This window comes from Clostridium pacaense (genome assembly GCF_020709765.2).
Classification (GTDB): Bacteria; Bacillota; Clostridia; order Lachnospirales; family Lachnospiraceae; genus Enterocloster; species Enterocloster hominis.
Genome location: NZ_JAJFEB020000001.1, coordinates 1 through 14,273, shown reverse-complemented (window position 1 = coordinate 14,273; position 14,273 = coordinate 1). Strand labels below are relative to the sequence as shown.

General features: G+C 52.1%; 10 protein-coding genes and 1 tRNA gene. 3 read left to right on the top strand and 8 right to left on the bottom strand.

Annotation, left to right across the window (positions count from 1 at the left end; all coding sequences use genetic code 11):
- Positions 1-103: 103 nt before the first annotated feature.
- Complete coding sequence (locus LK536_RS29710) at positions 104-2,338, bottom strand: DNA gyrase/topoisomerase IV subunit A (protein ID WP_120055972.1); 2,235 nt, start codon at positions 2,336-2,338, stop codon at positions 104-106.
- 38 nt (positions 2,339-2,376) lie between these two features.
- Complete coding sequence (locus LK536_RS29705; protein ID WP_008716168.1) at positions 2,377-4,296, bottom strand: DNA gyrase/topoisomerase IV subunit B; 1,920 nt, start codon at positions 4,294-4,296, stop codon at positions 2,377-2,379.
- Between the two features lie 207 nt (positions 4,297-4,503).
- Here LK536_RS29705 and LK536_RS29700 point away from each other — a divergent pair, with 207 nt between their 5' ends.
- Positions 4,504-6,834: an InlB B-repeat-containing protein gene (locus LK536_RS29700; protein WP_227794780.1), complete on the top strand. Its 2,331-nt coding sequence runs from the start codon at positions 4,504-4,506 to the stop codon at positions 6,832-6,834.
- 106 nt (positions 6,835-6,940) lie between these two features.
- Here LK536_RS29700 and LK536_RS29695 read toward each other — a convergent pair.
- The 6 genes from LK536_RS29695 to LK536_RS29670 form a co-directional block, all read right to left on the bottom strand.
- Positions 6,941-7,011: transfer RNA gene (locus LK536_RS29695), tRNA-Gly, on the bottom strand.
- 184 nt (positions 7,012-7,195) lie between these two features.
- Positions 7,196-7,927, bottom strand: coding sequence for an amino acid ABC transporter ATP-binding protein (locus tag LK536_RS29690; RefSeq protein WP_008716170.1), 732 nt, complete (start codon positions 7,925-7,927; stop codon positions 7,196-7,198).
- Positions 7,917-8,747 (bottom strand): amino acid ABC transporter permease, encoded by an 831-nt coding sequence (locus tag LK536_RS29685; protein ID WP_331472068.1) that lies wholly within the window; start codon positions 8,745-8,747, stop codon positions 7,917-7,919. Before LK536_RS29685 ends, LK536_RS29690 begins: the two co-directional genes overlap by 11 nt.
- 117 nt (positions 8,748-8,864) lie before the next feature.
- Positions 8,865-9,710: a transporter substrate-binding domain-containing protein gene (locus tag LK536_RS29680; protein ID WP_120055968.1), complete on the bottom strand. Its 846-nt coding sequence runs from the start codon at positions 9,708-9,710 to the stop codon at positions 8,865-8,867.
- Between the two features lie 224 nt (positions 9,711-9,934).
- Entirely contained in the window at positions 9,935-11,902 is a 1,968-nt protein-coding gene (locus tag LK536_RS29675; RefSeq protein ID WP_227794779.1) for a fructose-1,6-bisphosphatase, read from the bottom strand.
- Between the two features lie 94 nt (positions 11,903-11,996).
- Positions 11,997-13,244 carry an AI-2E family transporter gene (locus tag LK536_RS29670; protein WP_120055964.1) on the bottom strand — a complete coding sequence of 416 codons (1,248 nt, stop codon included), beginning with the start codon at positions 13,242-13,244 and terminating at the stop codon, positions 11,997-11,999.
- A 253-nt stretch (positions 13,245-13,497) separates the two neighbouring features.
- Here LK536_RS29670 and LK536_RS29665 point away from each other — a divergent pair, with 253 nt between their 5' ends.
- Positions 13,498-13,806 (top strand): DUF3837 family protein, encoded by a 309-nt coding sequence (locus LK536_RS29665; protein ID WP_008716175.1) that lies wholly within the window; start codon positions 13,498-13,500, stop codon positions 13,804-13,806.
- Between the two features lie 21 nt (positions 13,807-13,827).
- Positions 13,828-14,193: a DsrE family protein gene (locus LK536_RS29660; RefSeq protein ID WP_008716177.1), complete on the top strand. Its 366-nt coding sequence runs from the start codon at positions 13,828-13,830 to the stop codon at positions 14,191-14,193.
- Positions 14,194-14,273 lie beyond the last annotated feature (80 nt).

Sequence of the window (14,273 nt, the reverse complement as noted above, 5' to 3'; positions counted from 1 at the left end):
AAATGCAACAGGAAATTCGTCTTTTGCGCACATTTGTATCCTGCACGCGGACACGTCCTGCCATTTGTATGCGGACAGGCCAATACATGTTGTGGGAAAATACTTACAGGCGCACCTTACTCCCTTTTCCATCCCTCTTGGCCAGCTTCAGCCGGTTCATGTGGACTTCCTTGCCCTTATAATCAATGACAGGGTTATCCCCAATCAGGTATAATTTCTCCAGTTCCTCATTCTTGGCCAGCTTAATGCCCCTCACGCCCCTGGACGCCTTCTTTAAGACGGATATCTCCTCCAGCGGGAACCGCAGGAACACGCCGCTTGTGGTCTGCAGCACCACTTCCTCCTGTCCCTCCACCGGGAGGATGGATATGACCTGGTCGCCCTCCTGCAGCTTGGTGGCCGCAACCATCCGGTTATTGGTTTCAAACTCTTCTGCCGGGACCTGTTTCACCATGGCCATCTTAGTTGCAAACACAAGGGTGGCGCCCTTTAAATCCTGGGCGCATGTAAGATAGACAATGGAGTCCTTGGCGCCGTCATACTTGCTCAGATTCTCAATGGGCACGCCCTTGTCCCTCAGCTTGCCGGCAGGCACATCCATGACCTTAATCTGATACAGGTTTCCGCTGGCGGCAAACAGGCAGATCTTGTCCGTGTTCAGGCAGCGGACTACATGGACCTGTTCCGTATCAACGGTTTCCTGGTTCCTCTCATAGGTGGACTTGTCAAGGAGTTTGCAGTATCCGAACCGGTCAAGGACAAAGACCACTTCCTGGACCTGGACCGCGCTCTCATCGTACACGGCTTCCGGGCCATCCTCAATAAGGGTGCGCCTTGGAACGGAGAATTCCTCCTTGATGGCGGCCAGGTCATCCTTGATGACCCGGTTCATCTCTCCCCTGCTGCCAAGGATCTTCTTATATCCAGCAATCTTCCTTAAGGTTTCTTTGTGTTCCTTCTCCAGGGCCAGGATCTCCAGGCCGATTAACTTGTAGAGCCGCATCTCCAGGATGGCGGAAGCCTGGCGCTCCGTGAAATGCAGTTTCTTCGCATCCTCCTCAAATCCCTGCACCTTAAACCGGATGTTGGACACATCGCCGGTTGTCAGGCATGCCTTGGCATCCTTCAGGTTCTTGGAACCCCTGAGGATGGCAATGATCAGGTCAATGCAGTCGCATGCCGTAATCAGGCCCTCCTGCACTTCCTTCTTATCCATCTCCTTCTGAAGCAGGACATTGTACTTGCGCTCCGTGTTCTCATACTGGAAATCCAGGAAATTGCGCAGGATTCCCTTGAGGCTCAGTGTCTCCGGACGCCCGCCTGCAATGGCCAGCATGTTGACCCCGAAGGTATCCTCAAACTTAGTCTTCTTATAAAGGATGTTCTTAATCTTTTCAATGTCCGCGTCCTTGCGCAGCTCCAGCACGATGCGGATGCCTTCCTTGTTGGACTGGTTGGAGATATCCACCACGTCGGTCAGCTTCTTGCTCTCCACAAGGTCTGCGATGTCCACCAGGAACTTATTGATCCCGGCCCCTATCATGGTATAGGGAATCTCGGTGATGACAAGCTTGTCCTTATCCGCCTTTCGCTTTCCAAGCTCCACCTCGAACTTACCGCGCAGCTTGATTTTTCCTGCCCCGGTCTCATAGATGACCGGAAGCTCGCTTTTATTGGCAATGATCCCGCCTGTTGGGAAGTCCGGCCCGGGCATGTATTCCATGAGCTGTTCCGTGGAAATATCCGGGTCATCGATGTACGCCCTGACCGCATCCACCACCTCCCCCAGGTTATGGGGCGGGATGCTGGTGCTCATGCCCACCGCGATGCCTTCCGCCCCGTTAATCAGAAGGTTGGGCACCCTGACCGGAAGGACCTCCGGCTCCTTTTCCGTCTCATCGTAGTTGGGTATGAAGTTCACGGTCTTATCCAGGTCCTTCAGATACACTTCCTGGGCAAATTTCTCCAGACGCGCCTCCGTGTACCTCATGGCAGCAGCCCCGTCCCCTTCAATGGAACCGAAGTTACCGTGTCCGTCCACCAATGCCATTCCCTTTTTGAACTCCTGGCTCATGACAACCAGTGTCTCGTAAATGGAGCTGTCGCCGTGGGGATGATATTTACCCATGGTATCGCCCACGATACGCGCCGACTTCCTGTGGGGCTTATCGTGGTCCAGGCGCAGCTCGCTCATATCGTAGAGGACCCGGCGCTGTACCGGCTTTAATCCATCCCTGGCATCCGGTATGGCCCTTGCAGTAATGACGCTCATGGAGTAATTCATGTAGCTCTTCTGCATTTCCTCGCTATATTCTGTCCTTATTATCTTTTCAGCCATGTTATTGTCTTCTCCTTGTCCTATGCGCTTGGAATGCTTTACGCATCAATCTCCGCCTCGTCCGCGTGCTCGTAGATGAAGGTACGGCGGGGAGCCACTTCGCTTCCCATGAGCATCTCCGTTATCTCAGAAGCCATCCTGGCGTCCTCAATCTCCACCCGCTTCAATACCCGGCGTTCCGGGTCCAGGGTGGTTTCCCACAGCTGCTCCGCGTCCATTTCACCAAGACCCTTGTACCGCTGGAGGGTGAAATCCCCGGTGTGGGTCTTGCGGTAGCGTTCCAGTTCTTTCTCGTCATACAGGTACTGCTCCTCGCCACGCTTGGGAATCACCTTGAACAGGGGCGGCATGGCAATATATACATGACCGTCATAAATCAGTTCCGGCATGAACCTGTATAAAAATGTAAGGAGAAGGGTGTCAATATGGCTTCCATCCACATCGGCATCCGTCATCAGTATGATTTTATTGTAACGCAGCTTCGTGATGTCAAAGTCATTGCCATAGCCCTCTGAGAACCCGCAGCCGAAGGTATTGATCATGGTCTTGATTTCCGCATTGGCAAGCACCTTATCCATGGAGGCTTTTTCCACGTTGAGGATTTTTCCCCTGATGGGCAGGATGGCCTGATACCGGCGGTTCCTGGCTGTTTTTGCAGAACCTCCGGCAGAATCTCCCTCTACGATGAAAATCTCGCATTTATCCGCGTCCCTGCTCTCACAGTTGGCCAGCTTGCCGTTGCTGTCAAATGAGAACTTGGATTTGGTCAGCATGTTGGTCTTGGCCTTTTCCTCGGCGCGGCGTATCCTGGCAGACTTTTCCGCACAGGCAATCACGCCCTTAAGGACTTCCACGTTGCGGTCAAAATACAGCTGCAGTTCGTCCCCTGTTACGGTGAACACGGCCTTGGTAGCGTCCGCACTGGCCATCTTGGTCTTTGTCTGTCCCTCGAATATGGGGTCCGGGTGCTTGATTGCCACCACTGCCGTCATGCCGTTGCGGGTGTCCGCTCCCGTAAAGTTGGTATCTTTTTCTTTTAATATCCCAAGCTCCCTGGCATAGCTGTTGATTAATGCGGTGAACTTGGTCTTAAACCCAGCCAGATGGGTACCGCCTTCCTGTGTGAAGATGTTGTTGCAGAAGCCCAGGATATTCTCCTCAAAGGTATCCACAAACTGGATGGCCGCTTCCACCTCAATCCTGTCCACCGTGCCCTTAAAATAAATGGGGTCATGTACCGCAGCCTTGCCCGTATTCAGTTCCTTTACATAGGCAATGATGCCCTCCGGCTCATGGTAGGTGATCTTCTCATTCTCGCCCGCCCGCTTATTCTCATAGCAGATGGTCAGCATGGGATTCAGGTAGGCAGTCTCATGAAGGCGGCTTTTCAGCCATTCGGCCTTGAACCTGGTCTTCTCAAAAATATCCCCGTCCGGAAGGAAATTAATCCGGGTGCCTGTCTCCCTGGTCTTGCCCACAACGGGAAGCAGCCCATTCTCAAGTTTGATGATGGGCTTTCCCTTTTCGTATTCGTCATGGTAGATATAACCGTCCCTGTACACCTTTACGTCCATGTGCTCTGACAGGGCATTAACTACGGAGGAGCCCACACCGTGAAGTCCTCCGCTGGTCTTATAAGCGTCATTATCGAATTTACCGCCTGCATGCAGGGTGGAAAGTACAATCCTGGCAGCTGAAAGCCCCTTTTTGTGCATCCCCACCGGGATGCCCCGCCCATTATCCCGCACCGTGCAGGAACCATCTGCCTCCAGTGTTACCCAGACACTGCTGCAGTAACCGGCCAGATGCTCGTCCACCGCGTTATCCACGATTTCATAAATCAGATGGTTCAAGCCCTTTGAGCCAACACCTCCTATATACATGCCCGGACGCTTACGTACTGCTTCCAATCCTTCCAATACCGTAATACTGTCCGCATTATACTGTTCCTTTGCCATTGCAATCCTCCATATCCAATAAGTACATACGTACGTTTCATCTTATAGTATTAAAACATATTTAGTTTGTTTTGGCAAGTTTTGGGCGGAGAATTTTTCTCCATCCGGTTTTTGAAGGCGGCGCATACCCGCGCCGGTGCCGATAACAGACCCATTTTCACCAATGTCCATCCACGGACATACCTTAGGGTAAAAGGAGGTAAAACCATGAGCAACATGCCTTATGCCAATCCCATCCAGGGAAACTTAACCATCGGTAATTCCCTGATCATCTACGACGGAGGATACTATTCGCTGGACGGCGGCAGCACCGTCTCTTCCGACACCATTGGGCCGGATACCCTGATTACCGCCCCTTCCGTCAGCGCCGTGTCCATCCGGCTTCAGAACACACAGCCGGTCCGTGCAAAAATGATTTCAATCCCTAACGGCAGCCTGGAAATCACAGGCCCCGGAACCATACAGACAGATAACCAGGATACGCCTGTCCTAAGCCGCGCCAGCGGTATCCGCTCCTACGGCAGCCTCACGGTCAGCGGCGGCGCATCCGTTGAAGCCGTGGGCCTGAATGACGGCATCTACTGCGCAGGACTCTCCAATACCCTCACTGTAACCGGAGGCAGTTCCATCTACGGAAAAACCACAGGAATGAATACTTCCATTCTCGGCGCCTCCAAATACGGGGTTTACTGCGGAGGTAATATCGTGGTCACGGAAAACAGCCGGATTTCCGGTGAAGGGGCCATGGACTCTTACAGTACCTATGGCGTTTTCTGCGATGCCGGACACGCCATGACCACCGCCATGTCGGTCTCAGCCGGAAGTTCTGTCAGCGGCATCGCTGCGGTGGGGGTCTATCTTGGCGGCCCGGCGGTTGTGGACGGTTCCCTCTCAGGCACTGGCGGCGGGCTGAACATATCCCATGGGATCCAGGGCGATAAGGCCAGCATTGCCGTGGGACCCCTGGCAGATGTTACCGCATCGGCCCAGTCCGGCGCATATGCCGGTATCATCATGGTTTATGGATATGAAATCAACGGCGGGACCCTCACTGCGTCCGGCGGTATCTACGGCCTGCGCAGCATTTCCTCCGGCCCGGTCCGCGTCACGGACGGAACCCTTACCGCCACAGGCAGCCCCACCGCCGGCAGTTATGGGATTTATGTGGAAAATGAGGGGCTGGCTGCCGTAAACAGCCAGATACGCGGTGAAGGCAGCCGCTGCGGTATCTATACCGGAGGCAGCCTGACAGCCCGAAGCAGCACGGCGGACGGCTATACCTATGCCTACGGCGCCGATTCCCAGGGCAGCTACGGCGCCATCATAGCCGCAGGGAGCATAACGGCTGTGGATTCCCGTATCATAGAGAATTATTCCAGGACGGAATATTTCGACGAAGCATACCAGATTCCATATGAAACAGGAAAAAACATTACAGATTACAGGAACTACACCTGGAACATCACCTCTGGATCCGGTGCAGTTGCCAGTTCTCCTGACGGCCAGGGTATCCATGCAGTTTTAAGCGGTTCCGGCATACTGACAGCCTTCCGCCAGGGTCCTATGGACAGCGGGATTGTGTCTTTGGATTCTGAGAGCACCCACACAATCCATATTCCGGTGGAACTGACAGCCGCTCCCCTTCCCGAATATACCGTAACATATGATGGGAACGGCGCTACCGGAGGCAGTATTCCCATGGATCCCGGCAATCCCTATTATGCAGGCAGCCTTGTGACGGTTCTGGGCAACACAGGGAACCTGGTGCGCGCGGGATACAGGTTCATTGGCTGGACCTTCACTCCCGATGGAAGCGGAACCGTCTATCAGGGAGGGGACACCTTCCTGATGCCTGAAAACAATGTGGTCCTATACGCGCTGTGGGAAGCCGTCCCTCCCGTCCCCTACACGGTGGTGTATGATGGAAACGGGGCTGAAAGCGGCACAATCCCGGCCGGACCGGAAGCCTATGAGGCGGGCGATACCGTGATTGTCCTTGGGAATACAGGAAATCTCTCCAGATCCGGTTATGTGTTTGCCGGCTGGTCCATGGACCCGGACGGTTCCGGGCCTGTATACCAGGACGGGGATACGTTCCTGATGCCTGCAACAGATGTAACCCTTTATGCCGTGTGGGAGCCCTTTAATCCACCGGTCCCTCCGCCGGTCCCGCCCTGCTGCTGTCACTGCTGTCATCCCTGCTGTTATCCGTCCGGTTGCCGCCCTTCCCGGTACTGCTGCCCTGCTCAATGCAACTGTACTCCATGGTGTGGCTGTACTCCCTGGTGTGGCTGCACTTCCTGGCACGGCTGTCCGGCTCAGTATGGGTGCACCCTCCGGTGCGGCTGTCCGGCTCAATATGGCTGCACTCTCCGGTGCGGCTGTCCTGCCCACTCCGGCTGCCCTGCCCAGTACGGATGGTCACCTTGGTATGGCTGTCCTTCCCAGTATGGATGTCCTTCCCAGTATGAATGTCCTCCCCAGGGCTATCCTCTTCCGAACAGCCCTATGCCAACATACAATCATCCTATGCCATAAATGATATATGGGCCGATGATGGTTCCCGCTTTCCGGGCATAAACGCAAAAATAGCTTTCCATATCGGAAAGCTATTTTGCATTCAGGTCTGTTCTCAGACCCTTTAAGCAGATGACGGGAATCGAACCCGCCTCCCCAGCTTGGGAAGCTGGTGTTCTACCGATGAACTACATCTGCGCAACAAGGATATTATACCATATATTTCTAGTATTTCAAGTATATTTTTAAATTTTCCTAATTTTCCTAAATTTTTCTTATTTTCTAATTGTCCGGAACAGGTCCGGAGCCAGTTTATCCTGCTCCAAACCCGTCCAGACCTGTCCACATCTTCTGTTCCCAGACCTAATCCGGTTCCTGTCTTCTATAATACCTTATTCAGGAAACTCCTGGTACGCTCTTCCCTGGGGTTACCGAACACTTCCTCCGGCGTGCCCTGCTCCACAATATAACCGTCATCCATGAAAATCACACGGTCGGCCACTTCCCTGGCAAATCCCATCTCATGGGTCACCACAACCATGGTCATTCCATCCGCCGCCAGCTGCTTCATGACCTCCAGTACCTCACCAACCATCTCAGGGTCCAGGGCGGAGGTGGGTTCATCAAACAGCATGATATCCGGGTTCATGGCCAGGGAGCGGGCAATCGCCACACGCTGCTTCTGTCCGCCGGACAACTGGCCCGGGTACACATCCGCCTTGTCCGACAGTCCCACCCGTCCCAAAAGCTCCAGCGCCTTTTTATCCGCCTCAGCCTTGTTCATAAGCTTCAGCTGGGTAGGCGCCAGCGTTATGTTGTCGCGGACCGTCAGATGGGGAAACAGGTTGAAATGCTGGAACACCATACCGATGTTCTCACGCACCTTATTGATATTGGTATTGGGGTCGGATATGGGGTGTCCATCCACCACCACTTCCCCGGACGTTATTTTCTCAAGCCGGTTTAAACACCTTAAGAACGTACTTTTACCGGAACCGGAAGGCCCTATCATGCACACGACCTCCCCTTCCCTTATCTCAATGCTGATGTCCTTTAAGACTTCCAGGTCACCAAAATTCTTCTTCAGCTGCTTTACAGAAATCTTATTTTCCATAGGACACTCTCCTCTCCACATATTTTGCCACCCTGGACAGGATGGTGCAGATGACCAGGTAGAATATGGCCACCGACAGGTATATAGGCATGACCATGGAGGATGCGTTGGCAGCTATGATCTTACTGTTCTGCGTCAGCTCCCTTGGTCCAATGACCGATATTAAGGATGTGTCCTTTAAGGAAATGATGAACTGGTTGATGATTGTGGGCAGCATGGTACGGAACGCCTGGGGCAGGATTACCTTGCGCATGGCCTTGCCATAGGAAAGGCCAAGGCTTCTGGCCGCCTCCATCTGTCCTTTGTCCACGGCTTCAATACCGCCTCTGATTATTTCCGCCATGTAGGCGCCGGCATTCAGGCTCAGGGTCACGCAGCCTGCCGAGAATGCCCCTCCTATCATGTTCCACTGGAACCCATACGGGCGCAGCATGCTTCCCACGCCATAGTACATGATGAAGACCTGTACCAGCAGCGGCGTCCCCCTTATGATGTCAATGTAAATATTGGCAATGAATTTCAGCGCCTTAAAGTCAGATACCTTGAACAATCCGAAGATGACGCCAAGAATCGTGGCAAAAAAAAGCGAAATAACCGTCATCTGCAGCGTAACGCCAAGCGCTTTGAAAAATGACGGGTAATACTGGGTTAAAACGTTAATAATCTGCATACTATCATCCTTTTCTTTTTTTAATCTGCTGTCTGCAGGCTCCGGCCACGGGAATCCTGTAAACCAATCCCCATCCCGCACCGGATTGTTATAGCCAAATTTAAAGCACTTAAGCCCGGCTTTCTGAATAACTGCTTTAAATTTATCCATAACCTTTCCGCACATTCAGGCGCCGGCCCCTGCTTCCAGGACACGTCGTAAGCGGCGTGCCCTGACAGAAACCGGCGTCCTCCTGCCGCCTGGCGGCGGCAGACATGATCCCATCAATTATTTCGCGATGTAGGTACTTAAGATTTCATCGTATTTGCCGCTGGCCTTGATGTTCTCCAGTCCCTTGTTGAACATCTCAACCAGTTCAGGATTGGCGCCCTTAAGGGTTGCAAACCCATAGGAGGAACCTTTCTCCATAGGTGTGGGAAGGGTCAGTCCAAGTCCTCTGGAAATCTCATATCCGATAACAGGATAATCCTCAAAGCAGGCAACTGCCTCCCCGCCAAGCACTGCCTGGTACATATCGGAAGAACTCTCAAACTGGGTTACCTCAAAACCATACTGGTCTGCGATGGATTCGGCAAAGGTGCAGCCCTCCGTACCGATCTTAGCAGCAACGTTCTGCCCCTTTAACTGGTCATAGGACGTGATATCGGAACCCTGAAGCACCGCCATTCCAACACCTGAATCATAGTAAGGCTCGGAAAAGTCATACTTTGCAGCCCTCTCGTCGGTAATGGACATACCTGCGATGACACCGTCGCACTCACCGGCCTCCAGAGCTGTTACTGCTGCGGAAAAACCAACCGGGATGACTTCATACTCAAAGCCCTGGTCCTCGGCAACCGCCTTCAGGATATCCAGGTCGATTCCCACCATCTCGCCCTTATCATTCTCAAACTCAAACGGTGCGAAGGTGGTATCTGTGTTGATCACATACTTCTTGCCAGATGCTGATGCAGCCGCCTCTGATTCAGCAGCCGTGGTATCCTCTGCCTGCGCAGCCGTGGTGTCTGCAGACGCCTCGGTCGCGGCAGCGGTATCTGCCGCTGGTTTGGAGCCGCATCCCGCCATTGAAAGGGCCATAACTGCTGCCATTGATAATGCCATGATTTTTTTCATGAATATTTCCTCCTCTTACAATTAAAATAAGGGTGACTTTAATACATCATGTCGCCCTTGACTTGTGATGCACGTGCATCATGTTGTTTTACTATACCACAAAGGAGAAACAAAGTCAACTTATTGTGATTGCCACAGCAGAAAAGCTGTAGCATCACATTAAGATTCATTCATATCATTCCTTAAACTGTCCCCTGCCCTGGGAATGACGGATCTGGTGGATATCAGATTCCCCTGACAGGGAATTTTTCAACAATCCGGCCTGTGTGGTACGCCTCCAGGAGCATTTCCAAATCCACGATTTTCGCCCTAAGCCGGCATCCGATATCCGTATCGCCCACAAGCTTACGGTTGGAGACACGCTTGATGATGATACTCTCCGAATGGATATCGCTCTCCTTCTCAATGGCTGCCTCCGTTGACTCAAAGGGTTCATGGGCGGCCAGGATCAGTCCATAGGAATTATAAATCAGCGTATAGCCTGCAATCCCTGTTTCTTTCTGATACGCCTTTGAGAATCCTCCGTCAATGACCAGGACCTTGCCGTTGCATTTGACCGGATTTTCCCCATTCTTCGACTTAACCGGCACATGTCCGTTGATGATATGCCCGTCCTCCTCGGACAGGCCGAATTCCCTGAGGATCCCCCGCGCCGTATCTTCCTCCTCCAGCAGGCTGTAATAAGGATTCTTCTTCTCCCTGTGTGTCTCCTTGTCCGCCAGGAAATACCGCTCAAAGGTAGCCATTTTATCCTTTCCAAACAAAGGGGAATTTTCATGGAGCCAGATATACCAGCAGATATCCCGGCCCTTTTTCCTTTCCTCGCAGTCAATGGCCACAAAGGCCTGCCGCACATAGCTGTCAAGACACTCATAAAGCGCTTTCCCCTTGCATTTCCTTCCATATATCTCCACTTCCCTGAAACTTCCGTCCTCGTTCAGCGGAATACATCCATGATAGAGAAGGTTTCCGTTATATACCTTGTACAGGCTTCCCTTGGCCAGCAGGAAACGCATGTGCTGCTGCAGTTTTTCACAGTTCCTGAAGGCATTGACAAGACGTTCCATGATAAGCGCTTCCTCCGGCGTCAGACGGTAAGGGTCCTGAGGATCCACGGTGGGGAAATGGCTGTCCAGCATTTCATATACCGCACCGTTGATGCAGATACTGCCGGTTTTGCAATCCACCAGGTGAAGCAGGTTCCTGTTTTCCAGTTGGAATCCGGGATGCTCTTTTGCCAATTGTCCCTCCACCTTGAACTGGATGATGGAGATGGCCTTGTGCATCTTCATGTTCAGTTCCGTCTCGCTGGGGCTGCATGTATTGGTTCCTTTAAGCGCAAAACAGGCGCAGGGGTCATCCCCGTACATGTCCAGGGAAAATGTGGCCAGGGGCAGCAGGTTGATCCCATAGCCTTCCTCCAGGATATCCAGGTTGCCGTATCTTGCGCAGATACGGATCACATTGGCAATACACCCCTTCTGGCCCGCAGCGGCGCCCATCCAGAGCACATCATGGTTTCCCCACTGGATATCCAGGGAGTGGTAGGACATCAGTTTATCCATGATGATATGCGGGCCAGGCCCCCTGTCATAGATATCCCCCAGGATGTGGAGATGGTCCACGATCAGCCGCTGGATCAGTTCGCTGAGCGCCACAATGAATTCCTTTGCCCTTCCCACCCGTATGATGGTTGCGACAATGGCGCTGTAATACGATTCCTTATCCCTCACATCCACCTTTTCCGTAATCAGCTCCTCAATCACATAGGCAAACTCCGGCGGCAGGGCCTTGCGCACTTTGGAGCGGGTATACTTGCTGGCCGCCCGCTTGCTCACCTCAATCAGACGGTACAGGGTAATCTTGTACCAGTCCTCCCTGTTATGTACCTGCTTTAAAATCTGGTCCATTTTCTCCCTTGGATAATAGATAAGGGTCGCAAGGGTCTGCTTGTCCTGGCTGCTCAATGTGTTGCCGAACACATCGTTGACCTTGCGCCGTACTGCGCCGGAACCATTTTTCAATACATGGGAAAATGCCTCGTACTCCCCATGGATATCCGTCAGGAAATGTTCCGTGCCCTTTGGAAGGTTCAGTATTGCCTCCAGGTTGATTACCTCCGTGGAAGCAGCCGCAATGGTAGGATACAGCTCGGACAGCCGCTCCAGATATCTTGTCTCAAGGTCGCTCATATGTTTTTCCTCCTCCCCGTCAAAAAGAGCCTGCCCCCATGGCAGGAGGGCAGGCCCTCAGGATAGTCCGCACCTGACACGGACGGTCCGGCTGTTACTCAGCCCCGTCCCGGTCAACGTATATCTTCTCTTCCTCATCGATATGGTCCAGTTCCATATAATCCTCTGTCCGCGGGGACAGATCCTTCTTTTTCAGGTTATTGCTCACATAGGTGGATACCAGCCTGTATATGACTGCAAATGCAGGCACGCCGATGATCATTCCCACAAAGCCGAGAAGCCCCCCGAAGAGCAGGATGGAAAACAGGACCCAGAAGCTGGGCAGGCCCGTGGAATCCCCCAGGATTTTCGGGCCCAGGATATTACCGTCAAACTGCTGTAATATCAGGATGAATATGAGGAAATACAGGCACTTCATGGGGCTGATCATCAAGATCAGGAAGGCGCTTGGAACCGCGCCGATGAAGGGACCGAAAAACGGTATGACATTGGTCACGCCGATGATTACACTGATAAGCAGCACATAGGGCATATCCATGAACTGCAGGGCAAAAAAGCACATGATTCCGATGATCAGGGAATCCAGCAGCTTCCCCGTGATGAATCCGCCGAATATGCCGTGGGCAAAACGCACCTCGCTCACAAGGCGGTTGGCATCCTTAAGCTTGAGTATGCTGTATACAATCTTCTTGGACTGGGCTGCCAGGGTATCCTTGATATTCAGGAAATACACCATGACAATCACGCCAATAAGTATGTTCTTAACCACGGTAACCACACTTAAAAGCCCGGTGGACAGCTGTCCTATGATCATGGACATGTTGGGAACCAGCTTTTCAGTCAGCCACTTCTGGAATTCAGATACCCCCTGCTCATAATAGGGCATGACAAACTTTTCAAAATCCTGGTTATCCTCAAACATCTTGTTCATCCACATGGTAAGGTTGTTGATGTACTCGCCAATGCTCTCCTGCAGCCGGATGATACTGTTGTAAATCTCCGGAATGATCATCCGGAACAGGCCTGCCACAATGGCAACCAGCACAACCAGGCTGACCAGGGTTCCGGCCGCCTTGGCAAGACGGTCCACAATGGACTGGTCCTTGATTGCCTTGCTGAGCTTCAGGGTTGTGTATGCCCTGGTTTTATTGTAGATGGGCAGCATCAGATATGCCAGCACCGCCCCATATATGATGGGCATTAAGATAGATGCAATCTTTCCAAGCGCACCGGACACCAGTTCGAACCGGGACAGGAAAAATCCAAATGCCACACTGAGGGCAATCACTGCCAGGGCCGTTGTCCCCCAGTAAATATAATTTTTGAATCTTGGGTTTTTCATGTATTCTGCTCCTATGTTTAAAGTATACCGTCATTTTTCCAGGTCATACACCCGGACTCAAGATTCAGTATAACATAAGCAGATGGTTCCAGCAATTGTGTTTTGACAAACCCGCGTATTCCGGGGGAATTTTTACACAATTTTAACACGCAGGCAGGAATACCGGCATCGGGAACAGGTGTGAAAGGAACTATACACAAACATCCGTTTTTGTGGTATGATAAGGAATACCAATCAATCGAGGTGTTAGAACATGTCTTATATAATTAAAATGGCCCTGGACATCAAAGCACGTTTTGAACCGCCTGCGCCCATAACCTCCCCCCTGGAAGCATACTGCGCCATCGGCACCATTGCAAAAGCCATGAAACTGGATATGCCTGCCAGGAAGGACACGCTCTTTGATATGCGGGCCCAGTTAGATACCGATATAGGCGGCGAGCCTGCGGATGAACGCATCGGCAAATTATACCGCATCCTGATGAATTTCATCCGCAACGATGAGACCACGGACCAGATGATGGAATATGTTACATATGGATATGAAAATGAAAAAGAATGAAATCAGAAGGAGGTAATGAAGATGGAATATAAAGTAATCTTCCATATTGATGAGAATGCCAGGTGGCAGATGCTCTTAGGAAACGTGGAAAACCTTCTTGCTGCTTCGGAATCCGGGCACATGACCGTGGAGGTCCTGGCCAACGGCGAAGCCGTGCAGAAGTACGCTTCCTCCATTTTGGGAAACGGCAATGAATCGGACCAAAGCCTTACCGCAAAGATGGCATCCCTGCACCGGGAAGGCGTCACCTTCGCCGCATGCAGGAATGCCATGAGGGCCAGCCATCTCACAGAAGAGGACCTACAGTCCTTTGTTGTCACGGTTCCTGCCGGAGTCATGGAACTTGTGACGCGGCAGTCCCAGGGATATGCTTATATCAGGCCCTAGAGCGTGTTTGAAAATTATATATCCTTAGTCATTTTAACCAAATTAAGATTGAAGCAATGCATATGAACCCCAGATAGGTA

Excerpts from the sequence above, each read along its gene's own strand:
- LK536_RS29710 (WP_120055972.1), bottom strand. The coding sequence starts at position 2,338 with ATGGCTGAAAAGATAATAAGGACAGAATATAGCGAGGAAATGCAGAAG.
- LK536_RS29705 (WP_008716168.1), bottom strand. The coding sequence starts at position 4,296 with ATGGCAAAGGAACAGTATAATGCGGACAGTATTACGGTATTGGAAGGA.
- LK536_RS29700 (WP_227794780.1), top strand. The coding sequence starts at position 4,504 with ATGAGCAACATGCCTTATGCCAATCCCATCCAGGGAAACTTAACCATC.
- LK536_RS29690 (WP_008716170.1), bottom strand. The coding sequence starts at position 7,927 with ATGGAAAATAAGATTTCTGTAAAGCAGCTGAAGAAGAATTTTGGTGAC.
- LK536_RS29685 (WP_331472068.1), bottom strand. The coding sequence starts at position 8,747 with ATGGATAAATTTAAAGCAGTTATTCAGAAAGCCGGGCTTAAGTGCTTT.
- LK536_RS29680 (WP_120055968.1), bottom strand. The coding sequence starts at position 9,710 with ATGAAAAAAATCATGGCATTATCAATGGCAGCAGTTATGGCCCTTTCA.
- LK536_RS29675 (WP_227794779.1), bottom strand. The coding sequence starts at position 11,902 with ATGAGCGACCTTGAGACAAGATATCTGGAGCGGCTGTCCGAGCTGTAT.
- LK536_RS29670 (WP_120055964.1), bottom strand. The coding sequence starts at position 13,244 with ATGAAAAACCCAAGATTCAAAAATTATATTTACTGGGGGACAACGGCC.
- LK536_RS29665 (WP_008716175.1), top strand. The coding sequence starts at position 13,498 with ATGTCTTATATAATTAAAATGGCCCTGGACATCAAAGCACGTTTTGAA.
- LK536_RS29660 (WP_008716177.1), top strand. The coding sequence starts at position 13,828 with ATGGAATATAAAGTAATCTTCCATATTGATGAGAATGCCAGGTGGCAG.